Below are 26,422 nucleotides of genomic sequence, written 5' to 3' on the forward strand. Positions count from 1 at the left end.
ACCGGTGGGACCAACGGTCAACGACGTCCTCCTTTAGCGGACCGCGGATTCCCGCGGCTTGCCTTCTGTCGGGCCAGGGGCGCACCACCACCTGCCCGTCCGTATCCGTTTCGCTCCGGCGCGCGCCTGCGATGCTCCGCCTGCTGCACGCCCCGCCGCTGCGAGAGCCCGGTCGGCCGGTCGGCGCCCCTGGGCGGGGCGGTCGGACGGGCGGGCTTGCGCTTCTTCGGCGGCTTGTACGGGTCGGGGGCGGGCAGGCGCATGAGCCTGCCGAACCGACCCGGCCCCTGTGAGCGTAGTGCCGACACCGCTTCGGGCTCATGCCGCGCGCAGTTGGCGAGGATGCCGAAGACGAGCATGGTCACCACGACCGAGGTTCCGCCGGATGAGATGAGCGGCAGCGTGATGCCGGTGACGGGCAGCAACCCGACGACGTAGCCGATATTGATGGCCGCCTGGGCTACCAGCCAGACGGTAAGCGTCGCGGCCACCATCCGGATCCACGGGTCGATGTTGCGGGTCGCGATCCGCATCCCGACCACCGCGAGCATCGCGAACAGCCCCAGCACCAGCCCGCAGCCGAGGAAGCCGAGTTCGTCGCCGATGAGGGCGAAGATGAAGTCGTTGTGCACGTTGGGCAGGAAGTTCCACTTGGACGGCCCCTGCCCGAGGCCGCGGCCGAAGAGCCCGCCGTCGGCGAGCGCGAGTTGCGCTTGCAGCGCCTGGTAGCTCTTTCCGCTCAGGTCGTCTTCCGGGTTGAGGAAGCTCAGCACCCGGTCGAGCCGGTACTGCGTGCCGACCGCGAGCAGGGCGACGCCCGCGAGACCGCCGAGGGCGAGCGCGCCGAACAGCCGCATCGGGGCGCCCGCGAACCACAGCAGCGCGATCAGGACCACGCCGAGGGTGATCGTGCCGCCGAGGTCGGGCTGGAGCATCACCAGCGCGAACATCACCAGGGCGGCGGGCACGACCGGGACCAGCAGGTGCCGGTACCGGTGCAGCACGGCGCGCTTGACCACCAGCACGTGCGCGCCCCACAGCGCCAGCGCGAGCTTGCAGACCTCGACCGGCTGGAAGGAGATGGGCCCGAACTTGAACCAGCTCTGGGTGCCGTTGAGCTCCGCGCCCAACGGGGTGAGCACCATGGCCAGCATGACCACGCTGATGACGAGCGCGGCCGGGCTGAAGGCGCGGATGCGCGCCAACGGCATCCTTAGCGCTAACCAGAACAAGACAGCGCCGACCAACACGTACAAAAGTTGCTTCTTGAACACGGTGTAGAGGCCCGAGCCCGGGGTGTTGAACGAGACCACCGAGGACGCGGAAAGCACCATGACCAGACCGAGCACCGTGAGCAAGCTGAACACGGCCAGCACGAGGTGGAACGACGCCAGAGGCCTACCCAGCCACGCGGTAAGCGCGACCCGGAACGCGACAAGCCTGCCCGCCACCCGCACGACGCGGCGCGGGCGCTCCTGGGCGGGCCGGGTGGCAGGCTCGGGCGCGGCCATCACCGCGCCCCGGCGTCGCCGTCGTCCTGCTGGGCGCGCCGGTGGACGGCGGCGGTGAAGGCCTCGCCGCGGTGGGCGTAGCTGCGGTACATGTCCAAGGAAGCCGCGGCGGGCGCGAGCAGCACGACGTCACCGGGCCGTGCCAGGGCGCCTGCCGCGCGAACCGCTGCGATCATGGGCTCATCGTCTCCCGGGGCCACCCGCTCGACGGGGACATCCGGGGCGTGTCGCGCCAGCGACGCCCGGATCACCTCGGCGTCGGCGCCCAGCACCACCACCCCGCGCAGCCGCCCGGCCACCTCGGCGACCAGGTCGTCCACCGTGGCGCCCTTGAGCTGCCCGCCCGCGATCCAGACCACCGACTCGAACGCGCGCAGCGAGCCAGCCGCCGCGTGCGGGTTGGTCGCCTTGGAGTCGTCGACGTAGCGCACGCCGTCGACCTCGCCGACCGGGACGGCGCGGTGCGCGCCCGGCTCGAAGGCGAGCAGGCCCGCCCTGACCGCCTCCGGAGAGACGCCGTAAGAGCGCGCTAGAGCGGCGGCGGCAAGCGCGTTGGCCACGTTGTGCGGGCCCGCTGGGCGGACGTCGGCGAGCGTGGCCAGTTCCACGGCCGTGGTGGCCGGGTCGTCCACGAAGGCGCGATCGACCAGCAGGTCTTCCACGACGCCCAGCTCGCCTGGCCGCGGGGTGTCGAGCCGGAATCCGACGCGGGTGCCGTCGTGCTCCCCCGCAAGGCGGCTGGACCACGTGTCGGCGACGTTGCTGACCACGACCTTCGCGCCCGTGTACGCGGTGCCCTTGACCCGCGCGTACTCGGCGAGCGAGCCGTGCCAGTCCAGGTGGTCTTCCGCGACGTTGAGCACGACCGCCGAGTGCGCGCGCAGCGAGGACTGCCAGTGGAGCTGGAAGCTGGACAGCTCGACGGCGAGCACCTCGGGGTTGGTCATGAGCGCGTCGACCACCGGGAGGCCCACGTTGCCGCAGGCCACCGTCCGCGCCCCGTGCGCGGTGAGCATCGCCGCCAGCATCCCGACGGTCGTCGTCTTGCCGTTGGTGCCGGTGACGACCAGCCAGGCGGGCGGCGCGGGCAGCCGCTCGGACATCCGCCAGGCCAGCTCGACCTCGCCGATCACCGGCACGCCCGCCGCGGCGGCGGCCACGAGCAGGGGACTGCTCGGCCGCCATCCCGGACTGGTGACCACCAGGTCCGTGCCGGGCGGCGGCTCGGTCAGACCGGGCGTCAGGTAAGCGCCGGTATCCGCCAGCTCGGCAAGCCGGTCAGCGTCGGCGTCCGTCACGGTTACCGACGCGCCCATAGCGACCAGAGCCGCAGCTACCGAACGACCGGTAACCCCAGCGCCCGCGACCAGCACGGACCGCCCGGTGACCAGCCCCTGGAACACCTCGGTCACACGCCGCCGCCTCCCGCCAGCCAGTCGGTGTAGAACAGGCCGAGACCGAACATCGCGCACACGCCCGCGAGCAGCCAGAACCGGATGATCACCGTGGTTTCCGCCCACCCGGCGAGCTCGAAGTGGTGGTGGAACGGCGCCATCCGGAACAGCCGCCGCCGGGTCGTGCGGAAGACCGCGATCTGCAGCACCACCGACACCATCTCGACCACGAACAGACCGCTGATCACGATCATCAGCAGTTCGGTGCGGGTGGTCATCGACAGGCCCGCGACCAGGCCGCCGAGCGCGAGCGAGCCGGTGTCGCCCATGAAGATCTTCGCGGGCGCGGCGTTCCACCACAGGAAGCCGATGCACGCTCCCATCGACGCGGCCGCGACGACCGCGAGGTCCAGCGGGTCGCGCACGTCGAAGCACGCGGCCTCGGTCACCCGCGAGCAGTCGTGGCTGAACTGCCAGAACGCGATCACCACATAGGTGCCCAGGACCATCGCGGACGAGCCGCCCGCGAGGCCGTCGAGGCCGTCGGTGAAGTTCACCGCGTTGGACCACGCCGACACCGCGAGGTAGCAGAAGACGATGAAGCCGATGCCGCCGAAGGAGACGATGGCGATGTCGCGCACGAAGGACAGGTGGTCCGACGCCGGGGTCAGCAGCCGCTCATCGGGAAAGCGGAGAGCCAGGATCGCGAAGGCGATCGCGACGACAAGCTGACCGACCATCTTCGCGGTCTTGTTCAGGCCCAGGTTGCGCTGCTTGCGGATCTTGATGAAGTCGTCGAGGAAGCCGACCAGGCCCAGGCCGGTGGCCAGCATCAGCACCAGCAGGCCCGACGCCGTCGGCGCCTCCCCGGCCGGTGTGGACATGGCGTTGACGATGTGCGATGTGCCGTAGCCCGCCCACATCGCGACGATGATCGCCACGCCACCCATCGTCGGGGTGCCGCGCTTGCTCTTGTGGCCCTCGGGGCCCTCTTCGCGGATCTCCTGCCCGAAGCCCTGCCGGGAGAACACCCGGATCAGGTACGGGGTCAGCAGGATGGACACGACCATGGCGACCGCCGCGGCGATCAGGATGCTCTTCACCGGGCGTCCTCCGCGAGCAGCGCCTCGGCGACCCGCCACAGGGCGGCCGCCTTCGACGCCTTCACGAGCACGACGTCACCCGGCGCCAGTTCGGCGCGCAACAGCGCGACCGCGGCATCGACGTCCGGCACCAGCACCGACTCCTCTCCCCACGAGCCCTCCAGGCTCGCCCCCTGGTGCATGGCCCGGGCCTGTTCGCCCACCACCACCAAGCGGTTGATGTCCAGTCGAACCGCGAGCCTGCCGATCTCGTCGTGCGCCTGCACCGCCGAGTCGCCCAACTCGCCCATTACCCCGAGGACGGCCCAGGACCTGCGCCGGTTGCCTGTGCGCGCCATCGTCGCCAAAGTCTTGAGCGCGGCGCGGACCGATTCGGGGTTGGCGTTGTAGGAGTCGTTGACCACCGTGACGCCGTCCGGCCTGGTGATCACCTCCATGCGGCGCGCGGAGACGCGCTGCGCGCCGGAAAGCCGGTCGGCGACCTCTTGCGGGGTCGCGCCCAGCTCCAGGGCCACCGCGGCCGCGGTCAGCGCGTTGCCCACGTGGTGCGCGCCGTGCAGGGCAAGGCTCACCTTGGCCTGCCCCTGGTCGGTGACGAGCCGGAAGCTCGCGCGGGCCTGCTCGTCGAGGGTGATGCCGGTCGCCCGGACGTGCGCGGCCTCGGCCTCCCCGACCAGCACGACCCTGGCCCGCGTGCGCTCTGCCATGGCCGCGACCAGCGGATCGTCGGCGTTGAGGATGGCCACGCCGTCGGCGGGCAGCTTCTCGACCAGCTCGCCCTTGGTCCGCGCGATGTCCGCGCGGGAGCCGAACTCGCCGAGGTGGGCGCTGCCCACGTTGAGAACGGCGCCGATCCGCGGCGGCGCGGTCTCGCACAGCGCGGCGATGTGGCCGGGCCCGCGCGCGGACAGCTCCAGCACCAAGTGGCTGGTGTCGGCGTCGGCGCGCAGGGCGGTCCAGGGGTGGCCAAGCTCGTTGTTGAACGACCCGGGCGGGGCGACGGTCGGGCCCATCGGGGTCAGCAGTTGCGCGATGAGGTCTTTGGTGGAGGTCTTACCGGAAGAACCAGTGATCCCGACGACGGTAAGACCGCTCTCGGTAAGCCGGTCTACCACCGCGCGGGCAAGCGCTGCCAAACCCGCCAAGACGGCGGCGCCCGAGCCGTCCCTGTCGGCGCTAAGAGCGTAAGCCCGGCTGTGCGCCGGAGACACGGGCGGGACGATCACGGCGGGCGCGTCGACCTCGCGGGCGGCCAGCACCGCCACCGCGCCCGCCTCGACGGCCCGACCCGCGAAGTCGTGCCCGTCGACCTTCTCGCCGGGCATCGCCACGAACAGCCCGCCCGGGCCGACCCGGCGCGAGTCGAACTCCACGCCACCGGTCACCACCGCGGCCGGGTCGGCCCGGTGGAGCCTGCCGCCGACGGCGTCGGCGACCTCCTGCAAAGTCAGCGGGATCATTCGGTCACCGTGCCCAGTCGCTCGCGGATCGCGGCCTCCAGTTCGTCGCGGTCGGAGAACGGGTGCACGACACCGGCGATCTCCTGCCCGGTCTCGTGTCCCTTGCCCGCGACGACGACGACATCGCCCGTCGTCGCGCGCGCCACCGCCGTGGCGATGGCCTGCCTGCGGTCACCGATGTCGACCACCTCGCCTCGCTCGGCGGGCGGGACCTCCCGCGCCCCGGCAAGCACCGCGGCCCGGATCCGGGCCGGATCCTCACTGCGGGGATTGTCGTCGGTGACGACCAGCAGATCGCTGCGCCGCGCCGCCGCCGCGCCCATCAGAGGGCGTTTCGCCACGTCGCGGTCGCCGCCGCAGCCGAGCACGACGATGAGCTTGCCGTCGGTGCGCGCGCGCATGGCGTCCAGCGCGACCGTGACGGCCTCGGGCTTGTGCGAGTAGTCGACGACGGCGGTGAAGTCCTGGCCCAGGGCGACCCGCTCCATCCGGCCAGGCACCTGCACGCTCGCCAAGCCGCTGGCGATGGCCTCGTCGGGCACCTGGGCGGCGGTCAGGATCGCGGCGGCCACCAGCGCGTTGGCGACGTTGAACGTTCCCGGCATCGGCAGCGTCACCGGCAGGCTCTTGCCCTCGGGCGTGCGCATGACGAACGACTGCTCGCCCGTGAGCGAGACGCGCAGGTCTTCCGCGGTCCAGTCCGCGTCCCCGGTCGTGGACACGGTGATGGTCTGCGGTGTGACCAGCCTGCGGCCCCACTCGCCGTCGACGCAGACGATCTCGGTGGTGGAGCGGCCGTCGAACAGCAGCGCCTTCGCCTGGAAGTAGTCCTCCATGTCCCGGTGGAAGTCGAGGTGGTCCTGGGACAGGTTGGTGAACGCCCCGACAGCGAACCGGGTCCCGGCGACCCGACCCAGGCTCAGCGCGTGGCTGGAGACCTCCATCGGCACGTGCGTGACGCCGCGCTCCACCATCACCGCGAACAGCGCCTGCAGGTCGGGCGCCTCCGGAGTGGTCAGGGCGCTGGCGAGCCGCTGGCCCGCGATCCGCGTCTCGACCGTGCCGACCAGCCCGGTCGTGCGGCCCGCGGCGGCCAACCCCGCCTCGACCATGTAACTGGTCGTGGTCTTGCCGGACGTGCCGGTCACCCCGAGGACGGACAGGGTCAGCGACGGCTCCCCGTAGATCCACGCGGCGACCGAGCCGAGCACGGCGCGCGGGTCCGGGTGCACGAGCACCGGCAGGCCCGCGTCGCGGACCGCCGGGCGCGCGGCGCCCGCCTCGTCGGTGAGGACGGCGGCGGCGCCCGCGGCCACGGCCTGGCGCGCGAAATCGGCCCCGTGCGCGCGGGCGCCGGGGAGCGCGGCGAAAAGGTCTCCTGGGAGGACATGCTGCGCGCGCAGCGTCACACCTGTGACGGCCACATCGGACACCGAGGCGTCGCGCGGGACGTCACCGCCCCCGGCCGCGATCGACCGCGCGTCCGCGCGCGCGACGAGTGTGGCGAGCGGAACGGGCTTGGTCCGGGAGGGGCGAGGCGGCGCTGTGACAGCCTTGCCTTCGAGCTTGGCGGGCACGACGCGGAAGGCTACCTGCGCACGGAGGGCGACTATCGAGCCCCTCGATCACGCCAGCGCACCCGAATGAGGTAAGTGTGCCGAGAGTGACAAAAAGGCCTCCGGTCGCGGCACCCGGCGACACTTTCGGGTTGTTCCCGTTTTCGCACTTCACAACGCCCGCCAGGCCGGTATTGTCGAACATATGTTCACCTCATTCGACACCCCGGCCCAGCACCTCGGCTCCCGCCTTCCCCGCACGCGACGCCGAAGTCGCGGACACGAGCCCCGTTCGGATCCGCCCACTGTCCTGATCGGACGATCAGGGCACGACCAGCGGGACGACCGGCGTGGGCTCCTTCGACAGCGGCAGGTTGTAGCGCTGCGCGATGAAGGAGGCCACGTCGTGGAAGAACGGCGCGGCGGAGTGACCGTCCGGAGTGGAATAGGCCGGAGTGTCGTAGACCATGCCGATCACGAAGCGCGGGTTGTCCGCGGGCAGGATGCCCGCGAAGGTGATCCAGTACTTCGAGTTGCTGTAGCGGCCCGCGGCCTGGTCGAACTGCTGCGCGGTGCCGGTCTTGCCCGAGATCTGGTAGCCGGTCAGGGCCGCGGCGGGCGCGGTGCCCGAGTTCTGGTTCGGCGCCTTCTGGGTCACCGCCCGGAGCATGTCGCGGGTCTTGCGGGCGGTCTCCGGGCTGACGACGCGCACAGGCTCCGGCCGCGGCTCGTCCAGGCGGGTCCCGTCCGGCGCGATCTTGGCCTTGACGATGCGTGGCGGCACGCGGACCCCGTCGTTCGCGAGCGTCTGGTACATGCCCGCCATCTGCAGCACCGTCATGGACAGCCCTTGGCCGATGGGCAGGTTGCCGTAGGTGCTGCCCGACCACTGGCTCTGCGGCAGCACCTTGCCCGGGCTCTCGCCAGGCAGGCCGATCCCGGTGCGCTTGCCGATGCCCAGCTTCCCCAGCATGTCGGCGAACCGCTCGGGCCGCACCTGGTTGGCGATCATCAGCGTGCCGACGTTGGACGACTTGGCGAACACGCCGGTGGTGGTCATGTTCAGCGTCCCGTGGTCCCAGGCGTCGCCGACCACCCGGTCGGCGACCTTGATCGAGCCGGGCACGGCGTGGACCGCGTCCGGCGTGGTCACCCCGTACTCCAGGGCGGCCATGGCGGTCACGACCTTGTTCACCGACCCCGGCTCGAACGGCGTGGTGACCGCGGGGTCCGACATCAGGTTCGGATCACGGCCACCTCGCGTCGACGGGTCGAACGTCTTGTCGTTCGCCAGCGCGTAGACCTCGCCGGTCTTGGCGTCCATCACGACCACGCTGGCGCTCTTGGCACCACTGCGCTGCGCGTACTCGGCCGCCTTCTGCTGCACGAAGAACTGCAGGTCCGCGTCGATGGTCAACTCGATGTCCTTGCCGTCGACCGCGGGCTGCAGGTCGCGCTCGGTGCCCGGGATGATGACGTCCGCGCCCTCCTCGGTCTCCACCATCTGACTGCCCGGCGTGCCGGACAGATCGTTGTCGCGCAGCATCTCCAGCCCGACGAGGCCGTGCAGGTTGTGCTTCTGATGGTCTTTGTCCTCCATGCGCCAGTTGGCAAACCCGACCACGTTGGCAGCCAAAGTCCCGCCGGGATACTCGCGCACGGCGCGGTACTCCACGTTCAACTGCGGGAACTCTTCCTTGAGCCGCCGCGCGGCGGCGGGCTCGGCGGTTGTGGTCAGATAGACGAACGCGTCGTCCGACCGCAGCTTCGCCAGCAGGTCCTCTTCGGACAACTGCGGCCCGAGCAGCTCCCGCATCCGCCGGGCGATGGCAGCGGTCTCCTCGTCGAACGACACCTGCTTGTCCGGATGCTTCCGGTTGAACTCGGCAATCTGCTTACGCTGGAGGTTGGGCTGAAAAGCCAGTGCCCGCGCCTCGACGCTGAACGCCAACTCCACCCCGTTGCGGTCCAGGATCGATCCTCGCGTCGCCGGAATCGGAATCTTCTGCACCCGCTGCCGCTCGGCCCGCGACGCAAGCGCCTCCGCCTCGAATCCCTGAACCTGCACCAACTTCAACCCAGCGGCCACCAGCGACGCGATCAACAGAAACCGCACCACCACAACCCGCACCCGGTGATCAGTCCCAGCGGCCCGCTTGGTCACCCGACGCATCCGCCCAGGCGCGGGCGACCGCCGCTGCCCTCCACCGCCACCGGCGCCCCCTCTCCCACCGCCACCGGCTTTCCCGCCCCCGCCGGGACCGCCACGCTGTCCCACGGACCCTCGCTGGCCGCCACCCCCACGTGGGTTTCCCCCACGTCCTGCCGCACCAGCCCGCACCGCCCCACGCCCGGGGGTGCCAGCACTCCCCTGAACCGCACGTCCATGCCCACCGCTGCCTTGCCCAGTCCCACGCACTTGTCCACCACGCCCCTGCCCATGGCCGGACCCCTACTCACCGGGTCCGTGCCCACCAAGTCCTTGCCCGCCACTTCGCTGCCCAGCCCCGCCACGCACCTGCCCACCAGGCCCGCGCCCACCAGGTCTTCGCCCACCACTGGGTTGACCAGCCCCGCCCACGTCCCTGCCACGCCCTTGCCCACCGCCGGACCCCTGCCCGACACGTCCTTGCCCAGCACTTCGCAGCCCAGCCCCGCCAAGCACCTGCCCGCCACGCCCATGCCCACCAGGTCTTCGCCCGCCAGGCCTATGCCCGCCAAGTCCCTGCCCACCACCGAGCCGACCAACCTCATGCACCCGCCCACCAGGCCCGAGCGGTCTTTGCCCGCCACTGAACTGACCAACCTCGTGCGCCTGCCCACCAAGCCCGAGCACGCCACATCCCCGCCCACCACCGAGCCGACCAACCTCATACGCCCGCCCACCAGGCCCGAGCGGTCTTTGCCCGCCACTGAACTGACCAACCTCGTGCGCCTGCCCGCCTGGCCTATGCCCCCGCACACCGCGTCCCCGCCCACCACTGAGCTGACCAGTCTCGTGCACTTGCCCGCCTGGCCCGTGCACACCACGTCCCTGCCCACCGTCGTGTTGCCCACCAGCGGCCCCCTGCTCACGCCCTTGCCCGCCCGGTCTTTGCCCACCGCCACGTTGCCCGGCCCCGCGCACTTGCCCACCGTGCTCAGGCGCGCCTCGCCCGGTCACACCAAGCTCCTCACCCCCGTGTGCGCCCTCCCCTTGGGCCGCACCGCGTCCCTGGCCCTCAAGCCCACGCCCCTCGTGAGCCCCGCCAAGGCCATCGGCCCCAGACTCACGACCTTGGTGGCCACGGCTGCCCCCGGCTACGCCACGCCCCTCAGCCGCGCGCACAAGGCCGCCTCGGTCCGCACCGCCGGTATCGCGCCCGTATCCGGTCTGGCCGCTGCTCTGCGCTCGGCCTCCACCGCGCTCGGCGTCCCCGTCACCCTCGTGCGGCGGAGCACCTCGCGCGTCCGCGCTGTCTCTCCCCTGCCGCCCATTCCCACCGAGCCCTGGCACGACATGCCCCTCGCCGCCCGCACTCCCCAGCGCGCGATGTCCGACAGCCGCACTGGCCCGCCAGTGGTCTGGACTGTCCCAACTGTCCCGGCAATCGTCCGGTTCGCCCTGCTGCCTGCCCTGCTGGTCCCGGTAGTCCCCGGGCATCAGCCACCTCCTGCCGGAAGCCGACGCCCACAAGCAGCGAAAACAACCCACCTCTCGAACGCGCCCGGCACGCCAGTCGCGCCACTCACCAAAGCCGCGCACCCAGACGCGTCACTCCCAGCGCTGTCGACCAAAGCCGGACTCGCCAATGGCGCGTACAGACCAACACTCGCCCTGTGTGACCCAGCACCCGCCACCCTGGCCGTGCTCTCCACCGCCGCATCCGCCCGAGAACCACTCGCCAAGCCGGCGCTTTCCCGCGGCCCGACCGCCCGACCAGGGGCCGAGCGACCACCCCGTGCCCAGTGCCCAGCGCACGCGTCCCCGGCCGGGCCGCCACCCCTCCAACGCTGGGAAGGTGCGGCCAACCGGGCAGGCTCGGAGCCGGGTTCACGACCGGAGTGCCCGGCTGCCAGCACCTGTTGCCCTAGGCCGTCGAACCGGTGGCACTCCAGCGCCAACCGCCGTCCGCTTCCCCGCCCAAGTGCCAAGCGGGGCCGACACGAAGCCATGCCCCGCGTCGGCCCCCCGAACGAACTGCCTGGCATCAGCCGCCTCCTCCAGGGGGCGTCTGCGCACCCGCCTCCGGCGCCGCCTGTCCGGCGGGCGGTTGCGTGCCCGCGTCCACGTTCTGGGCCGAACCTTGGTCCGGGGACTGCGACTGGCCTGCCGGGGGCTGGGCGCCGGACGGTTGGGCGGCGGCGTTCGGCGAGGGTGGGGTGGTCACCGGTTTGGCGTCGCCGACCACCGTCACACTGCCGTCGGGGTTCACCACGAGCCACGAGGGGTCGCCCGCGGGGACCATGCCCAGGGCGCGGGCGCGATCGGCCAGCGCTGAGGGGGACTCCTGCTTGGTCACCTCGCGCTGGAGTTGGGCGGCTTGTTCGGACAGGCGGGTGGCCTCCTGCTTGGCCGCTTCGAGTCGGTAGGAGTCGGCGATGGCCTGCGTGGTCAGCCACAGCGTGGCCACGACCCCCACGACCAGGAGGGCGATGATCAGGACCACGAACGAGGCGCGGCCGGAGGTGGCCTCGTCGGCCTTGACCGCGGGGGCCGTGTGGGAGCGGGTGCCGCCGCGGCCCTCGCGCTGGGCGCGGCGGGCGTAGGCGCGCTCGGCCGCGGGCGTGCGGGGGCGGGCCGAGGTGCGGTCGGCCCGGGTGGGCTTGGTCGGGGCGGCGACCGTGTCGGTGTCGGCGGTGCGCGTCCGGCGGGTCGGATCCGGGGTGCGCTCCGGAGCGCGGCGGCTGCCTCGCGTGCTGCGCGTCGGCGCGGTCATGTTGCCTCCCGGATGCGTTCGGCGGCGCGCAGTCGGACCGACTGGGCGCGGGGGTTGTGGGCGATCTCCTGCTCTTCGGCGAGTTCGGCGCCTCGGGTGAGCAGACGCACGTGCGGGCCGTGGCCGGGGAGCTCCACCGGCAGGCCCGGCGGCGTCGTGGACTTGGCGAGGTCGGCGAACGCGCGCTTGACGATGCGGTCTTCCAGCGACTGGTAGGCCTCGACGACGATGCGGCCGCCGACACGCAGGGCGTCGAGGGCGGCTGGGATGGCGCGGCGCAGGACGTCGAGTTCGGCGTTCACCTCGATGCGCAGGGCCTGGAAGGTGCGCTTCGCGGGGTGACCGCCGGTGCGCCTGCTCGCGGCGGGGACGGCGTCGTACAACAACTCCACAAGGCGGGCGCTGGTGGTGAACGGCTCCTTGTCGCGGGCGGCGACCACCGCCTTGGCGATCCGGGACGCGAACCGCTCCTCGCCGTAGTCGCGCAGGACGCGGGTCAGCTCGGCTGCCGAGTACGTGTTGAGGACGTCGGCGGCGGTCAGGCCCGCGGTGGGGTCCATCCGCATGTCCAATGGGGAGTCCCGCGAATAGGCGAAACCGCGCTCCGGCACGTCGAGCTGCATCGAGGACACGCCCAGGTCGAACAGCACCCCGTCCACACGCGACAGTCCCAGGTCGGACAGGGCGTCGGGGAGTCCGTCGTAGACGGTGTGCACGAGGTGGACGCGGTCGCCGTGGCGGGCGAGGCGTTCGCCGGAGCGGGCGAGCGCGTTCGGGTCGCGGTCGAGGCCGACCAGGGTGAGCTGGGGGTGCGCGGACAACAGGGCGTCGGCGTGGCCGCCGAGGCCGAGGGTGGCGTCGACCAGGACAGCGGGGTGGCCTGCCAGGGCGGGCTCGAACAGCTCCAGGATGCGGTCCACCAGAACCGGCTCGTGCCGTGGCTGCTCCGTCATCACCCGCCCACCCCTCTCGAACAAGTCCGGCCGGATGGCCGGATGCCGCCAGGTCCCCGCCCGCTCGTCGAACCTGGCACCGGGGAAGGTGCGCCAGGGCCGAAAGCGAGCGGACCGAGGCCTCGCGGCACCCGTGTCCCTCCTGTTCCCACACTCAGAACACGCCGGGCAGGACCTCCTCCCGAGCCTGGGAATAGCTGTCCTCGTGCTCGTCCAGGTAGGCCTGCCACGCCTGCGCGTCCCAGATCTCCAGCCTGGTGATCGCGCCGATGACCACGCACTCCTTGGTCAGCCCCGCGTACTTGCGAAGCTCCGGCGCGACCGCGATGCGCCCCTGCCCGTCTGGTCGCTGCTCGTCGGTTCCGGCGAACAGGTACCGCTGGTAGGCGCGAACCGCTTCGTTCGTGAGAGGTGCCGCGGCGACCTTGCGCGCCATCTCCTCGAACTCCGCGCGCGGGAACACGTAGAGACAGTGATCCTGACCCTTCGTGACCATCAGTCCACCCGCGAGCGCTTCCCGAAACTTGGCAGGCAGCGTCAGCCGCCCTTTGTCATCGAGCTTGGGGGTGTGCGTGCCGAGAAACATCGGACACCCACCTCCCCACCGAACCGGTCGGATCGGCCGTGAGGCCCCCTGCTGCCCCACTTGGCGCCACAGTACCCCACTTTTCACCACAGTCAACGCGAAACGAGCACGTCTCAGACTCGAAGGTGGGACGTTTTCCCAGCTAGATGGCCATTCATCTGGGTGGGGGGAGGTGGGGGCGTAACCGCGGCCGGGCTGCCGCCAGCCTGGCGAGAAGGGGCGAAAACGTCCGGAATCACCCTCGTGAGGGGCGTTGAACCGCACGTCACGGCCGATGGTGGGGACGAGTGGGGCATCGGGGGACCGCGCCGTGGGGCGGAGTGGGGACAACCAGCCCCGCACCCGAACGGGATGCCCTCGTCCGGTGTCACCCGGACACACAGAGTGACTTTGCGACTCTCTCGATGCGGCCGTCCGGCGGAGCCCGCCGGAGGATTCAGCCGAGCCCCTGCCCCCGACCGAACCGGCCGGGACCGGCGAACGGACCACGACGCGCGGCGGCGCGGCGGCCTGTGGACAACTCGCACCGCCCTCGGTCACCCCGGCCTATCCTGGCAAGATCGGTAGCGAGGATCGGCGACCGCCGGGGTTGGGCTGGAACATTGGGTACTTCGCCCTGGTTTGACACACTTCATGGCAGGCTGTCTCGGTTACGGGACGTGGCCGGCGACGTCGAACGCGCCGATCCTGGCCGCACCCCGACCGGGTGCCGACAGGCCTGGACAGCCGCCGAGACTCACCAGGAGGTCGCGTGACGTCGAGTACCCCGCCAACCGCTCTGCCGGGCAACCCCTACGGAGCACCAGGCGGCGAGCCGTACACCGGCCACACCTCCACCGGTCCTTTCCCCACCGGCGACGGCAGGCCCCAGCAGGCCCAGCCGCCGCACTCCCCGCAGCAGCAACAGCCGCAACCGCAGTGGCCGGGAACGGGAACGGGCAAGCTCGACGAGTTGCACGCCATCGCGCAGCGGATCGCGGCGAACGTGGAGCGGGTGCTGGTCGGCAAGCCCGAGGTGGTGCGCATCGCGCTGGTCACCCTGCTGGCCGAGGGCCACCTGCTGGTCGAGGACGTGCCGGGCGTCGGGAAGACCTCCCTGGCCAAGGCGCTCGCCCGGTCGATCGACTGCTCGGTGAGCCGCATCCAGTTCACTCCTGACCTGCTGCCCAGCGACGTCACCGGGGTGTCGATCTTCAACCGGCAGACCAACGAGTTCGAGTTCCGGCCCGGCCCGGTGTTCGCGAACATCGTCGTCGGCGACGAGATCAACCGCGCCTCCCCCAAGACGCAGTCCGCGCTGCTGGAGTGCATGGAGGAGCACCAGGTCACGGTCGACTCGAACACCTATGAGCTGCAGTCGCCGTTCATGGTGATCGCCACGCAGAACCCGATCGAGATGGAGGGCACCTACGCCCTGCCCGAGGCGCAGCGCGACCGGTTCACCGCGCGCGTGTCGATCGGCTACCCGGACCCGCAGGCCGAGTTGGCCATGGTCGACGAGCACGCGGGCCACGACGTGTTCAAGACGCTGCGGCCGGTGTCGGACGCGGACCAGGTGCGCGGCCTTATAGAAACAGTGCGGTCTGTGCAGATCGCGCAAGAGGTGCGCCGCTACGCGGTCGAGGTCGTCTCGGCCACCCGGCGGCTTTCCGAGATTCGGATAGGGGCCTCGCCGCGCTCGACGCTGCATCTGGTGCGCGCGGCCCGGGCGCAGGCTGCCCTGTCCGGGCGCGACTACGTGGTGCCCGACGACCTGCACGTGGTGGCGGTCCCGGTGCTGGCCCACCGGCTCGTGCTCACCCCGGAGGCGCAGGCCGCGCGCCGCTCCCCCGCCGAGCTGATCCGCGGCCTCATCCAGCGGGTGCCGGTGCCGCAGGCGGCGCCCGACCTGGGCGCGCAGTGGACCGGCGCGCGCGGGCGTTAGCGGCGAGAGGGGGATGGAGACGCGATGCGGGGAGCACTGTCGGGCCTGACCACTCGGGGGCGGTGCCTGTTGGCGGCCGGGTTGGCCGCCGCGCTGTGCTCGATCGTGCTCAACGAGCGCGACCTGCTGCGCGTGTCCGTGTTCGTGGTGGCATTGCCGCTGCTGGTCTGCTTCCTCACCGCGATGACCCGCGTCGGCCTGCACGCCCAGCGGCACATCTCGCCCTGGCGGGTGCCTGTCGGCGGGCGCGCCGAGGTGGTGCTGTCGGTCCGCAGCACCGGCAGGCTGCCCACGGTCGGGCTGCTCGTCTCCGACGGCGTCCCCTATGCGCTCGGCGGTAAGCCGCGGTTCCTGATCGATCACCTCCCCCGACACGGCGGCACTCAGCTGCGCTACGCCGTGCAGCCGATGCTGCGCGGCATCCAGCAGATCGGCCCGCTCAAGGCCACCGTGACCGACCCGTTCGGCCTGGCCGAGTTCGAGCGGGAGCTCGCGCACACGTCCCGCCTCGTCGTGGTCCCCCGAGTGGTCGCGTTGTCGGGGGTCCCGGGCGGGTCGGGCCTGGGGTCCGGCGACGACGGCTCGGTCCGGCTCAACGCGGGCCAGGGCGACGACGACGCCGTGGTCCGGCCGTACCGGCAGGGCGACGACCTGCGCAAGGTGCACTGGCGGTCCACGGCCAAGCGCGACGAGATGATGGTGCGGGTCGAGGAAAGCCCCTGGCGCGGCGGCACCACCGTCCTGCTCGACCGGCGCGTCTACGGGCACCGAGGCTCGGGGGCGAACTCCAGCCTGGAGTGGGCGATCTCCTTCGCCGCGAGTGTGTGCGTGCAGCTGCACCGCCACGGCCACCCGATCCGGCTGGTCACCGAGACCGGCAGCGTCCTGGTCAACGACTCCGGCGACGCGGGCCACAGCGACAACGCGATGCTCGACGCGCTCGCCGCCCTGCAGCCGGTGCACCAGCGCGACATCTCCTGTCCCGCCGACCCCGGCCACGGCCAGGAGCTGATCGCCATCCTCGGCGCGGCGACCCCGGAGTCGCTCAGCCAGCTCATCCGCTACCGCACCCGGGGAGCGCGCAGCCTGGCCGTCCTGCTCGACACCCCGGCCTGGGGCCAGGGCGACGGCCCCGACGTCGACCCGAGGGCCGCGGCCGCCCTGCTCAGCGGCGCGGGCTGGGGCGTCACGGTCGCGCGCCCGGACGTCCCGATGACCCGGGTCTGGGGCAGCGTGTGCCGCACGGGGTTCACCCGGGGCGACGCGATGGTCGCGGGGTCCGGGTCATGACCAGGCGACTGCGCGGACTCCAGCCGCTCTGGCCGCGCCCCGGCCAGAGCGGTCGACCGCGAGCGCGGACATGCCCGAGCCGCGGCGACCAAGGGGACCGGGTCACGGGTGTGCGGGTGGCGGCGCTCCGCTCCCCGTCGCCGGTGCGCGCCTCACTCGGAAGAACAAGCACGATCAGCGACGACCGCGGGCAGCGCGCGATGACCTCATGGGCTGTGACCTCATGGGCTGTGGCCTCAGGGGCCGTGACCTCAGGGGCGGCGGCGTGAGCGAGCAGACAGCGACCCCGCAGGCGCAGTGGTCGACCACCGTCACCCCGGTCGTCGCCGCCGCGACCACCCTCTGCGCGGCGACCGCGCTGGCGGGTGTGATCGACGGGATGCGGTGGCTCGGGTACGCGGGCATCGCGGTGATCGTGGTGGCCGCGGTCGGTCTCGGCCTGCGGGCGATGCGGACGCCGACGCTGGTCGTCGGGTTGTCGCAGATGGTGGCGCTGTTGTGCCTGCTGGTGGCCCTGTTCACCAACAGCGGCGTCCTCGGGCTGCTTCCCGGCCCGGCGGCGGTCGCCGAGCTCGGCGACGTCTTGCGCAGCTCCGTCGAAGCGGTGCGCGTGGGTGTGCCGCCGGTGCCGCCGTCCGCGCCGGTGCTGTGCCTGGTCGTGATCGCGATCGGGCTGGTGGCCGTGCTGGTCGACACGCTCGCGGTGGCGGCGGGGACGCCTGCCGCGTGCGGGCTGGTGCTGCTGTGCGTCTACGCGGTGCCCGCGTCGCTGGCCGACGACCTGCTGCCCTGGTGGTCGTTCGTGCTGGGGGCGAGTTCGTTCGCCGCGCTGCTGGCCGTCGACGGCACGCACCGCCACCAGCTGTGGCGCAACCGGCCGCAGCTGCCCAGCACCGGCACCGGCTTCGGGTCGCCGGTGGCGATGGTGTCGTCGGCGCTGGTGCTGGGGCTGCTCGCCGGTGGGCTGGTCACCGGGATCGGCACGGTCGGGAGCCTGCCCGGCGGGTCCGGCGGCGGTGGCCGGGACGGTGGGCTGGCCCTCAAGCCGTTCACCGCCCTGCGCGGGATGCTCGACCAGGGCAGCAACGTGGAGTTGTTCCGGGTTCGCGGGCTGGGCAACGAGAGCCGCTACCTGCGGGCGATGACGCTGCCCCGCTACGACCGCAACGGCGGCTGGATCGCCGCGGACGCCCTGGCCGACGACATCTCCGCGAACGGCGACCTCCCGCCCGCCCCGGGCGACGACGGGGCCGGGACGATCACCCGCGTCGAGATCGAGCCGATCAACTCGCAGGACCTGTGGGCGCCCGTCTACGGCATCCCGCGCAGGCTGAGCGACGTGCCCGACGGGCTGTTCTACGACCGCAGCGGCGGGATGGTCTACTCCCGCAATTCCCGGAAGCTGCCCAAGTACGTCGAGGACGCCGACCTGAGCCAGCCCACCGCGAACGACCTGCGGGCCAGCGGCGCCGACTTCGGCGAGATCGACCCGGTCTACCTGGCCGCCGACGGCATCGACACCCAGGTCGTGCGGCTCGCCGACGAGCTGACCCGGGACCAGCCGACGATGTTCGACAAGACGCTGGCGTTGCAGGAGTACTTCTCCCTCGCCAACGGCTTCCGCTACCAGACCCAGACCGGCGCGGCCAGCGACGAGGACGCGCTCAAGGAGTTCCTCTTCGGCGCCAAGGTCGGCTACTGCGAGCAGTACGCCTCGGCGATGGCGATCCTGGCCCGCGCGGCGGGCATCCCGGCGCGAGTCGCCATCGGGTACACCGCTGGCTTCCAGTCCGGCGACTACCGCTCCATCACCACCCAGGACGCGCACGCGTGGGTCGAGGTGTTCTTCCCCGACCAGGGATGGGTCACCTTCGACCCGACGCCGCTGTCGGACGGCCGCGCCTACGAGCCGCCCTACGTGAGCACCGACCTCAGCACGGACCCCTCGACGGGCGCCTCCGAGGATGAGGTCCCCACCGGGGCCGGCAGCAGCACGGCCGCCCCGCGCGACAACCTGCCCGACCCCGCCGACCCCGCCGCGAACGCCCCCGCCCCGACCGAGGGGGACGGTTCCTGGCCGTGGCAGGCGTGGACGGCGCTGGGACTGGCGCTGCTCGCCGTCTTGGGCGCCGCTCTGGCGCGGTCCGCCCGCGTCCGGGTCGGCGTGGTCGGGGCGGCCGCGGTGGGCGTGCTCGCGCTGTTCTTCCTGCTGTCGATCGTTTCCTGGTGGTTGAGCGTGCTCCTGCTGGTCGTGGCGGCGGCCGCCATCCCCGCCGGGGTGCGCGGTTGGCTGCGCACCGAGCGCAGGGACGCGATCCTCGCCCAGTCCGCCGCCGCTCCCACGGCGGCGTGGGCGGAGCTGATGGCCGAGTCGTGGGACCGCGGCGCCGACACGCCCGAGTCGGACACCGTGCGCACCGCCGCCCGCAGGCTGGCGAAGGAGCACAGCCTCGACGAGCACAGCAAGCAGGCCCTGCGCACGGTGGTGGGCTCGGTGGAGCGGTCCTGGTACGGCGGCCGGACCACCCACGAGCCTGAACTGGCCTTGGCCTTCGACCAGGTAGTGCAGGGGATGCGCCGAAACTCGCCGTTGGACTGGAAGTCCAGGCTGCTGCCCCGCTCGGTCATGCGGCCGCGCAAGAAGCGCTCCGCAGACCTGGGCGACTGAGGTGAGCAGGCCGACTTAGCTAACCCGGCCGAGCTGAACCCCGCCGACCGGCCGCACCGGGCGACCGGCTGGGCGAGGAAGACACGGCTGTGCGCCGAATCCACATCCTGGATTCGGCGCTCAACCGGAGCTGCTGATCGATGTGGTTAACGCTCTTCGTCGAAGCGCTTACGGAAGCGCTCCTCCATGCGTTGTGAGAACGAGCTTCGGCGGTGGTGGGCGGCCGCGCCGCCACCACCACCCGGGGACTCCTCACCTGGCTCCTGGTCGGAGCCGCCCTGGCGAAGCGCTGTCAGCGTCAGCAGAGCGCCGACGAACATCACCAGGAAGCCGAGCAGGCTCACCACGGGGATACCAGCCGGTTTGAACGGCAGCATCACACCGATCACGAGGAGCGCCACCCCCAGGACGAACAGGGCCACGCCCTGCAGCCTGCGCCGTCGGGACGGCTTGCGGAGACGGGCACCTCGGACGGTGGAGGCGAACTTGGGATCCTCGGCGTAGAGCGCGCGCTCGATCTGGTCGAGCAGTCGCTGCTCGTGCTCGGAGAGTGGCATACGTTCCTCCTCCGGCACAGCGGTCGCGGGCGCCGGGCGATCACGGTTGCCGCCGGACCCGGCGGGCACCCCGCAAGGGGGGTGTCGGACTCCAGGATACGGGGCGTTCCCCTTGGCGACTACCCGATCCTCGATCACGGTGCCGCAGCTTTGCCGGAGTCCTCCGTACGGGGTAGCGCCACGCCGTGGCGACTACTTTGTGCTCGTTGGCGATCACTTTCCGCACCCAATGCTATCGGCGCGTCGATGAGGGCGTCCGGGATCGCGAACGCGTCGACCAGGACCTCGGCGTGCCCGCGCAGCGCCTTGCACAGCGCGTTCACCGCGCCGGTGACCGCCTTGGCCCGTGCCGCGGTCAGCCTGCCGTGCCCCAGGAACCAGTCCAGGTCGGCTTCGACGGTGCTCAGCACGTGCAGGTCGCAGACCCGGTCAAGCAGCGCCGCGGCGTCTTGGTCGGGGCAGCGGTCAATGGCGGCGACGAACGCCTCCAGCACGATCCGGTCGATGTGCGCGCGGGCCGCCCGCAGCACGTGGTCCTGGGCGTCGTTGAAGACCTCGAACGGGTCGGCGTCCGCGTCGCCCGCCCGGCGCAGGCGGCGGGCGAGGGTGTCGAGGACGTGTTCCTCGCGGTCCTCGAACAGCTTGAGGTGCCAGCCCCGGTCGAGCAGGTCGGTCTCCTCGTCCTGCGGGGTGACCGCGGTGACGAGGCGGTCGATGAGCGACCGGGCGGCGGTGCGCTCGATGACGACGCCGACGAACTTCTCGGCGATGAACCGGGCCATGCCGACGCTGCCCAGCTCGTGGAGGTGCTGCTGGTAGCCGGTGAGCAGGCCCTTGGCCACGAGTTGGAGCAGGACCGTGTTGTCGCCCTCGAAGGTGGTGAACACGTCGGTGTCGGCCTTGAGCTGGGGCAGCCGGTTCTCCGCGAGGTAGCCCGCGCCGCCGCAGGCCTCGCGGCAGGCCTGGATGGTGCGGGTGGCGTGCCAGGTCGCCACCGCCTTGAGGCCCGCGGCCCGGGACTCAAGCTCGCGCCCGCGGCGGTCGCGCGGGTCGTCGTCTCCGCTGTCGGCGTGTGCGGGGTCGGACAGCTCGTGCAGGGTGGCGACCAGCTCATCTTGGGCGAAATGCAGCGCATACGCGCTCGCCAGGGCGGGCAGGAGTTTGCGCTGGTGGGCGAGGTAATCGAGGATGACGACCTCGTCCGATGAGCCGGGCCGCTCGAACTGGCGGCGGGCCAAGCCGTACCTGATGGCGATGGTCAGTGCGCTCTTGGTGGCGCTGCCCGCCGCGCCCGCCACGCTGATCCGGCCGCGGATAAGGGTGCCGAGCATGGTGAAGAACCGCCGCGAGTCGCCCTCGATCGGGCTGCGGTACGTCCCGTCCACCGCCACGGCGCCGTAGCGGTCGAGCAGGGCCTCGCGCGGAACGCGGACCTGGTCGAACCAGAGCCGCCCGTTGTCGACGCCGTTGAGCCCGGCCTTGCGGCCGCAGTCCTCGATCCGCACGCCGGGGGCCGGGCCGCCGTGCTCGTCGCGGATCGGCACGAGCAGCGCGTGCACGCCGTGGCTCTCGCCGCCGGTGACCAGCTGGGCGAACACGACCGCCAGCCGCCCGTCGCGGGCCGCGTTGCCGATGTACTCCTTGCGCGCGGCCTCGTGCGGGGTGTGCACCACGAACTCCGCTGTCGCCGGGTCGTAGGTCGCGGTGGTCCGCAGGTGCTGGACGTCGGAACCGTGGCCGGCCTCGGTCATCGCGAAGCAGCCGAGCAGGTCGCCGGACATGATCGCCCGCAGGTGCCGCTCGTGGTGGCGCTCGGTGCCGAGGGCCTCGACCGCGCCGCCGAACAGGCCCCACTGCACGCCTGCCTTGACCATGACGGACAGGTCGCCGAAGCCGAGCATCTCGAACGCGGTGAGGAAGCCGCCGGGGTCGCCGCCACCGCCGTGCCGCTTGGCGAAGCCGGTCCGCGGATAACCGGACGCGGCCAACGCCCGCAGCTCGGCGAGGACCTGCGCACGGTGCTGCTCGGTGCTCAGGTCGTAGGTCCGGGGCGACGGCGCGGCGGCCATCCGCGTTCGCGCGTCCCGCCGAACGTGGGCCCATCGGCCGTCGAGCAGGCCGGTCAGCGTCGCGGCCGGGACCGGCGGGGTGGTCGGAATGTCCATGGCGTCCTCCTTGATCACGACGCTAGGCCCTGTCGCGCGCGCCCGCCCGCTATGCGAACCGGGGTGGTTTGCGGTTTTCTTGGCGCATGGACGCGGTGGCGGCGCTCAAGCAGATCGCGCTGTTCCTGGAGCGCGCCGGGGAGCCCACGCACAAGGTGCGGGCGTTCCGGCGGGCGGCGGCGGTGATCACCGACCTGCCGCCGGGCGAGTTGGCCAAGCGGGTCGAGGCGGGCACGCTGACCGGGCTGCCCGGGATCGGCAAGGCGACCGCGACGGCCATCGCCGAGGCGGTCGCGGGCGGCGAGCCCGGGTACCTCACGCGGCTGACCGAGGGCGCGGCCTTACCGGTGGCGGGCGGCGACGCGCTACGGGCGGCGCTGCGCGGCGACTGCCACACCCACTCGGACTGGTCGGACGGCGGCAGTCCCATCCGGGAGATGGCCGAGGCCGCGATCGCGCTGGGGCACGAGTGGATGGCGTTGACCGACCACTCGCCGCGGCTGCGGGTGGCCAACGGGCTCAGCGCCGACCGGCTGCGCAGGCAGCTGGAGATGGTGGCCGACCTGAACGTGGAGCTGGCGCCGTTCCTGATCCTCACCGGGATCGAGGTCGACATCCTGCTCGACGGCTCGCTGGACCAGACCGAGGAGCTGCTTTCCCGGGTGGACGTCGTGGTGGCCAGCGTGCACTCCCAGTTGCGGATGCCCGAGGCCGAGATGACCGAGCGGCTGCTCACGGCGGTGGCGAACCCGCACGTGGACGTGCTCGGGCACTGCACCGGCAGGCTGGTCACCGGCCGGGGCAGGCCGGAGTCGGCCTTCGACGCCGACGCGGTTTTCGCGGCCTGCGCCGAGTACGGGGTCGCGGTGGAGATCAACTCCCGGCCGGAGCGCCGCGACCCGCCGCTGCGGCTGCTGCGGCTCGCCGCCGAGCTGGGCTGCGAGTTCGCCATCGACAGCGACGCCCACGCGCCCGGCCAGCTCGACTGGCAGCCCTACGGCTGCGAGCGGGCCGAAACGTGCGGGATCGGCCCGGACCGGATCATCAACACCCGCACCGCGGACGGGCTGCTGGCCGGGATCGCCGCGCGCGGGTGAGTTCGGTTACGCGGTCTCGTCCTGGCGTTCCGCGCCGACGGGCTCGCGGTTGGCGACGGCGCTGAACTCGCGGAGGCCGTGCAGCAGGGCCGCGCGGCCCTGCGGGGTCATGCCCGCCAGCACCTCGGCCAGGTCGGCGCGGCGGGCGGCGCGGAGGCGGTCGAGCAGCCTGCGGCCGTCGCCGGTGAGGACAAGCTCCACTTCCCTGCGGTCGGTGGTGGCGGCCCGCCGGTCCAGCAGCCCCGCGGCCTGGAGCCGGTCGCACAGCCTGCTCGCCGACGACGGGATCGTGCCCAGCTCTTCGGTCAGCCGGGTCAGATTGATCGGCTCGTGCCGGTCGATGTAGTGCAGCGCGCGCAGCTGCATGGCCGGGACCTTGGGATAGACCGCGGTGTTGGCGCGGGTCAGCACGAGCCCGAGCGCCTCGGCGGCTATCTCGGTCTCCAGCGCCTCGTCCGGCCCCGGCGCTCCGGGCCCCCGCAGCGCGGCAGCAGCCATACTGCAACTGTCGCACACTGACGGCCGATTCGGCCGGTTCCCCCGGCGGAGGCCCCGGTGACCACTTCGGAAAGACTCCGCGCGCTGGAGTCGGCGCTGCGATCGCTGCCGCTGCACTCCTTCGTCGAGCGGCTGCCCGCGCTTCTCGACGAGTGCGCGCGGCTGGCCGAGGCCCGAGTGCGGCTGGTGGACTACCCGGCGGCCAACCTGGTCGACATCGACGGCGGCGACATGGTGGCGATCACCGGCACACTGCCGGGCGCGGCCTACCGGGAGCAGCAGGCGGTGGTGGAGACCGACGGCACGGTGCATCTGCCGCTGCTCAGCCGTGGAAACTGCCACGGCGTGCTCACCGGCCGGGTCGAGGGCGACCCCGACCGGGCGCGGCTGGGCGCGCTCGGGGAGGTCGCTTGCGCGCTCGCGGACGCGTTGCAGGTGGCCGACACCGGCACCGACCAGCTCGCGCGGGCCCGGCGCGACCGGCGGATGACCGTGGCCGCGGAAATGCAGTGGGAGCTGCTGCCCGGCCGCGGCCTGGCCTGCCCGGAGCTGACCCTGGCAGGCCAACTGGAGCCTGCCTACGCGGTGCGCGGCGACAATTTCGACTGGAGCCTCGACCCGGGCAGGCTCACCCTGGGCGTGACCAACGGGATGGGTGAGGGCCTCAACGCCGCCCTGCTCACCTCGATCGCGATCACCGCGATCCGCAACGCGCGCCGCTCCGGGCACGGTCTGGCCGAGGCGGCGGTCCTGGCGGACCAGGTGGTGTGGGGACAGTACGGCGGCGAGCAGTCTGTCGCGGCGCTGCTGCTCTCGCTCGATTTGGCCAACGGCGCCGTCCAGATTGTCGACGCCGGGTCGCCGCAGCTCTGGCGGGTGCGCGGCGACACCGCCGAGCAGATCGGGTTGGAGGTGCAGGTGCCGCTGGGCGCGCTGGAGGAGACCCAGTACCGCGTCCAGCACGACAGCCTGCGCCCCGGCGACCGGCTGCTGATCGTCAGCGACGGGGTCTACGCCTCCGAGAACGGCGACCGAGCGTACTCCGACGTCGCTCTTCCCAGGACCATCCGCACCACCCGCGCGCTGCCGCCCGCGCAGGTCGTCCGCGCGGTGCTCTCGGATCTGGCCGTCTTCCGCGATCACCGCGACCTCGACGACGACGCCGTGGTCGTCTGCCTCGACTGGCACGGGCCCGCCCGCTGAGGACCCGGTCGCGGTCCCGAAGCACCGGCACGCGCCTGCCGCGCAGGCACTTCGAGACAGGACCTAGTTCGCGAGGTCGAACTCGCCCCTGGTCGCGGCCGACGGGCGCGTCTCGTCGGCGTCGGCGGAAGGGGCCAAGGCGAACTCGGCCCACACCCACTTGCCCTCGGGGTCAGGCTGGTGCCCCCAGGCGCGGCTGAGGGCGGCCACGATGGTCAGCCCCCGGCTGCGCTCGGAAAGCAGGTGCGACGGCCTGCGCACCGGCGCGTCGCTCGTCTCGTCGCGCACGCGCAGCAAGACCCGGTCCGCCGACACCGACAGCGCTACCGTGATCCGCCCCGCGCCGTGCTCGACCGCGTTGGTCACCAACTCGGACGTCGCCAGCACGACGTCGCAGACCAGGTCTTCCGGCACGCCCCACGACCGCAGGGCCGAGCCCGCGAACTCCCGGGCCTGCCCCGCCGCCCGCGTCGACCGCGGCAGGCGGGTGGAGAGCTCACGCACCCGCCCGACATCGGCCGCCGCCCGCATGTCCTCGCTCACGTCTGACGCCACCACCCCTCACGCGCGGGATCGCGCGCCTTGACGCACACCGTCCCGCCCGTCCGTGCCCACTTGGCTCGCCGGTGACGGGAAACGCTGGTTACACGGGGGGTGAGATACCCCGGAGACCCGGGACTGAATCAAGACCGTCTCACCCCGACTCCGTGCTCGCCGAGTCGGCGAGCCCGAACACCTCGGCGAGGCCGGTGATCTCGATGATCCGCCGGACCCGGTCGTGCGGGGCGTGCAGCACCAGGCTCTGGCCCGCGGTCTCGGCGTTGCGCCGCGCGGCGACGAGCACCCGCAGCCCCGCCGAGTCCATGAACTCGACCCCGGACAGGTCGACGCGCACTCCGGTGGCCTCCGGCTGGGACAAGGCGGTCTCGAGCGCCCGCTCCAGATCCGGGGCGGTAGCCAGGTCGACCTCGCCGGTCACAGAGACGACGACCGGGTCGACGCCCACGCTGGTGATCTCCACTATCGGTCCTTCCTCACAGGGTTCCGCGCCGGACGCGCGCACGGCCCGTCCACGCCGGGGTCACAGTAATTGCCGCCGAACGCCGACGCCGTGCGGCGCCGGTCACCCCGACAGTCGTCCGAACGGCCGCACGAACCTCGTTTCGGCCCTCGGCGGCCGGGGTAGTTCCCGGTCGAACCCGCGGTGCGGAGCGGGACCACGAGGAGGGAACCAGCATGGCCGAGATCACCCGACTGCCCAAGCCCGTCTCCGACGAGTGGGCCTGGCAGCTCAACGGGTCGTGCCGCGGGGCCGACAGCATGATGTTCTTCCACCCCGACGCGGAGCGCGGGCCCGCCCGGCACGCGCGCGAGGAGCGCGCGAAGGCCGTCTGCCGGGCCTGCCCGGTGCTGGAGCAGTGCCGCGAGCACGCGCTCGCCGTCCAGGAGCCGTACGGCATCTGGGGCGCGATGGGCGAGGGCGAGCGGCGGACGCTGATCGCCCAGCGCAGGCGCGCGCTGCGGGTCTCGTAGGGCGC

At 72.3% G+C, this 26,422-nt stretch carries 21 protein-coding genes; 6 read left to right on the forward strand and 15 right to left on the reverse strand.

What is annotated here, in order from left to right; translation table 11 throughout:
* Window positions 1–17: 17 nt before the first annotated feature.
* The 10 genes from ftsW to mraZ form a co-directional block, all read right to left on the reverse strand.
* Window positions 18–1,511 (reverse strand): putative lipid II flippase FtsW, encoded by a 1,494-nt coding sequence (ftsW, locus tag BLS56_RS04285; RefSeq protein WP_091448292.1) that lies wholly within the window; start codon window positions 1,509–1,511, stop codon window positions 18–20.
* Window positions 1,511–2,902 carry a UDP-N-acetylmuramoyl-L-alanine--D-glutamate ligase gene (gene murD / locus BLS56_RS04290; RefSeq protein WP_091448797.1) on the reverse strand — a complete coding sequence of 464 codons (1,392 nt, stop codon included), beginning with the start codon at window positions 2,900–2,902 and terminating at the stop codon, window positions 1,511–1,513. Before murD ends, ftsW begins: the two co-directional genes overlap by 1 nt.
* A 17-nt stretch (window positions 2,903–2,919) precedes the next feature.
* Window positions 2,920–4,008, reverse strand: a complete 1,089-nt coding sequence (gene mraY / locus BLS56_RS04295) for a phospho-N-acetylmuramoyl-pentapeptide-transferase (RefSeq protein WP_091448294.1) — start codon at window positions 4,006–4,008, stop codon at window positions 2,920–2,922.
* The gene (locus BLS56_RS04300) at window positions 4,005–5,468 is read right to left on the reverse strand and encodes a UDP-N-acetylmuramoyl-tripeptide--D-alanyl-D-alanine ligase (protein WP_091448296.1); all 1,464 of its coding nucleotides are present in this window, start codon (window positions 5,466–5,468) and stop codon (window positions 4,005–4,007) included. Before BLS56_RS04300 ends, mraY begins: the two co-directional genes overlap by 4 nt.
* Window positions 5,465–7,045, reverse strand: a complete 1,581-nt coding sequence (locus tag BLS56_RS04305; RefSeq protein WP_091448298.1) for a UDP-N-acetylmuramoyl-L-alanyl-D-glutamate--2,6-diaminopimelate ligase — start codon at window positions 7,043–7,045, stop codon at window positions 5,465–5,467. Before BLS56_RS04305 ends, BLS56_RS04300 begins: the two co-directional genes overlap by 4 nt.
* 301 nt (window positions 7,046–7,346) lie before the next feature.
* The gene (locus tag BLS56_RS04310) at window positions 7,347–9,197 is read right to left on the reverse strand and encodes a peptidoglycan D,D-transpeptidase FtsI family protein (protein ID WP_091448299.1); all 1,851 of its coding nucleotides are present in this window, start codon (window positions 9,195–9,197) and stop codon (window positions 7,347–7,349) included.
* The gene (locus BLS56_RS31235; RefSeq protein WP_175482653.1) at window positions 9,185–10,159 is read right to left on the reverse strand and encodes a hypothetical protein; all 975 of its coding nucleotides are present in this window, start codon (window positions 10,157–10,159) and stop codon (window positions 9,185–9,187) included. The genes BLS56_RS04310 and BLS56_RS31235 overlap by 13 nt, the downstream gene beginning before the upstream one ends.
* Window positions 10,160–11,214: 1,055 nt before the next feature.
* Window positions 11,215–11,943 carry a hypothetical protein gene (locus tag BLS56_RS04325; RefSeq protein ID WP_091448305.1) on the reverse strand — a complete coding sequence of 243 codons (729 nt, stop codon included), beginning with the start codon at window positions 11,941–11,943 and terminating at the stop codon, window positions 11,215–11,217.
* Window positions 11,940–12,896 carry a 16S rRNA (cytosine(1402)-N(4))-methyltransferase RsmH gene (gene rsmH, locus BLS56_RS04330; protein ID WP_091448307.1) on the reverse strand — a complete coding sequence of 319 codons (957 nt, stop codon included), beginning with the start codon at window positions 12,894–12,896 and terminating at the stop codon, window positions 11,940–11,942. The genes BLS56_RS04325 and rsmH overlap by 4 nt, the downstream gene beginning before the upstream one ends.
* A gap of 154 nt (window positions 12,897–13,050) precedes the next feature.
* A complete protein-coding gene (gene mraZ / locus BLS56_RS04335) occupies window positions 13,051–13,482 on the reverse strand; it encodes a division/cell wall cluster transcriptional repressor MraZ (RefSeq protein WP_091448309.1) in 432 nt (143 codons plus the stop codon).
* Window positions 13,483–14,233: 751 nt separating this feature from the next.
* Between mraZ and BLS56_RS04340 the strand changes: the two genes are divergently transcribed.
* From BLS56_RS04340 to BLS56_RS04350, 3 genes are all read left to right on the forward strand, one after another.
* Complete coding sequence (locus BLS56_RS04340; RefSeq protein ID WP_407640473.1) at window positions 14,234–15,406, forward strand: AAA family ATPase; 1,173 nt, start codon at window positions 14,234–14,236, stop codon at window positions 15,404–15,406.
* Window positions 15,407–15,430: 24 nt separating this feature from the next.
* The gene (locus tag BLS56_RS04345; protein ID WP_091448310.1) at window positions 15,431–16,696 is read left to right on the forward strand and encodes a DUF58 domain-containing protein; all 1,266 of its coding nucleotides are present in this window, start codon (window positions 15,431–15,433) and stop codon (window positions 16,694–16,696) included.
* Window positions 16,697–16,961: 265 nt separating this feature from the next.
* The gene (locus BLS56_RS04350; RefSeq protein ID WP_091448312.1) at window positions 16,962–19,364 is read left to right on the forward strand and encodes a transglutaminase family protein; all 2,403 of its coding nucleotides are present in this window, start codon (window positions 16,962–16,964) and stop codon (window positions 19,362–19,364) included.
* Window positions 19,365–19,510: 146 nt separating this feature from the next.
* Here BLS56_RS04350 and BLS56_RS04355 read toward each other — a convergent pair whose 3' ends face one another.
* The gene (locus BLS56_RS04355; protein ID WP_091448314.1) at window positions 19,511–19,921 is read right to left on the reverse strand and encodes a DUF3040 domain-containing protein; all 411 of its coding nucleotides are present in this window, start codon (window positions 19,919–19,921) and stop codon (window positions 19,511–19,513) included.
* A 134-nt stretch (window positions 19,922–20,055) separates the two neighbouring features.
* On the reverse strand, window positions 20,056–22,086 hold the full coding sequence (locus BLS56_RS04360) for an acyl-CoA dehydrogenase family protein (protein ID WP_091448315.1): 2,031 nt from the start codon (window positions 22,084–22,086) through the stop codon (window positions 20,056–20,058).
* 86 nt (window positions 22,087–22,172) lie between these two features.
* Between BLS56_RS04360 and BLS56_RS04365 the strand changes: the two genes are divergently transcribed.
* Window positions 22,173–23,183, forward strand: a complete 1,011-nt coding sequence (locus tag BLS56_RS04365; RefSeq protein WP_091448317.1) for a PHP domain-containing protein — start codon at window positions 22,173–22,175, stop codon at window positions 23,181–23,183.
* A 6-nt stretch (window positions 23,184–23,189) separates the two neighbouring features.
* Here BLS56_RS04365 and BLS56_RS04370 read toward each other — a convergent pair whose 3' ends face one another.
* Window positions 23,190–23,681, reverse strand: coding sequence for a MarR family transcriptional regulator (locus BLS56_RS04370; protein ID WP_091448319.1), 492 nt, complete (start codon window positions 23,679–23,681; stop codon window positions 23,190–23,192).
* A 57-nt stretch (window positions 23,682–23,738) separates the two neighbouring features.
* On the opposite strand from BLS56_RS04370, the gene BLS56_RS04375 reads away from it, so the two are divergent.
* On the forward strand, window positions 23,739–24,884 hold the full coding sequence (locus tag BLS56_RS04375) for a PP2C family protein-serine/threonine phosphatase (RefSeq protein WP_091448324.1): 1,146 nt from the start codon (window positions 23,739–23,741) through the stop codon (window positions 24,882–24,884).
* 63 nt (window positions 24,885–24,947) lie between these two features.
* On the opposite strand, the gene BLS56_RS04380 is transcribed toward BLS56_RS04375, so the two are convergent.
* Together BLS56_RS04380 and BLS56_RS04385 are read right to left on the reverse strand one after the other, a co-directional pair.
* Window positions 24,948–25,427, reverse strand: coding sequence for an ATP-binding protein (locus BLS56_RS04380; protein ID WP_139190508.1), 480 nt, complete (start codon window positions 25,425–25,427; stop codon window positions 24,948–24,950).
* 151 nt (window positions 25,428–25,578) lie between these two features.
* Window positions 25,579–25,905: an STAS domain-containing protein gene (locus tag BLS56_RS04385; RefSeq protein WP_175482654.1), complete on the reverse strand. Its 327-nt coding sequence runs from the start codon at window positions 25,903–25,905 to the stop codon at window positions 25,579–25,581.
* 215 nt (window positions 25,906–26,120) lie between these two features.
* Here BLS56_RS04385 and BLS56_RS04390 point away from each other — a divergent pair, with 215 nt between their 5' ends.
* Window positions 26,121–26,417, forward strand: coding sequence for a WhiB family transcriptional regulator (locus BLS56_RS04390; RefSeq protein ID WP_091448329.1), 297 nt, complete (start codon window positions 26,121–26,123; stop codon window positions 26,415–26,417).
* The last annotated feature ends 5 nt before the right edge of the window (window positions 26,418–26,422 follow it).

The sequence above is a fragment of the Actinokineospora iranica genome (assembly GCF_900101685.1).
GTDB lineage: Bacteria > Actinomycetota > Actinomycetes > Mycobacteriales > Pseudonocardiaceae > Actinokineospora > Actinokineospora iranica.

Coding starts and splice junctions, on each gene's coding strand:
- ftsW (WP_091448292.1), bottom strand. CDS start 1,511: ATGGCCGCGCCCGAGCCTGCCACCCGGCCCGCCCAGGAGCGCCCGCGC.
- BLS56_RS04300 (WP_091448296.1), bottom strand. CDS start 5,468: ATGATCCCGCTGACTTTGCAGGAGGTCGCCGACGCCGTCGGCGGCAGG.
- BLS56_RS04310 (WP_091448299.1), bottom strand. CDS start 9,197: ATGCGTCGGGTGACCAAGCGGGCCGCTGGGACTGATCACCGGGTGCGG.
- BLS56_RS04325 (WP_091448305.1), bottom strand. CDS start 11,943: ATGACCGCGCCGACGCGCAGCACGCGAGGCAGCCGCCGCGCTCCGGAG.
- rsmH (WP_091448307.1), bottom strand. CDS start 12,896: ATGACGGAGCAGCCACGGCACGAGCCGGTTCTGGTGGACCGCATCCTG.
- mraZ (WP_091448309.1), bottom strand. CDS start 13,482: ATGTTTCTCGGCACGCACACCCCCAAGCTCGATGACAAAGGGCGGCTG.
- BLS56_RS04345 (WP_091448310.1), top strand. CDS start 15,431: ATGCGGGGAGCACTGTCGGGCCTGACCACTCGGGGGCGGTGCCTGTTG.
- BLS56_RS04355 (WP_091448314.1), bottom strand. CDS start 19,921: ATGCCACTCTCCGAGCACGAGCAGCGACTGCTCGACCAGATCGAGCGC.
- BLS56_RS04360 (WP_091448315.1), bottom strand. CDS start 22,086: ATGGACATTCCGACCACCCCGCCGGTCCCGGCCGCGACGCTGACCGGC.
- BLS56_RS04365 (WP_091448317.1), top strand. CDS start 22,173: ATGGACGCGGTGGCGGCGCTCAAGCAGATCGCGCTGTTCCTGGAGCGC.
- BLS56_RS04370 (WP_091448319.1), bottom strand. CDS start 23,681: ATGGCTGCTGCCGCGCTGCGGGGGCCCGGAGCGCCGGGGCCGGACGAG.
- BLS56_RS04390 (WP_091448329.1), top strand. CDS start 26,121: ATGGCCGAGATCACCCGACTGCCCAAGCCCGTCTCCGACGAGTGGGCC.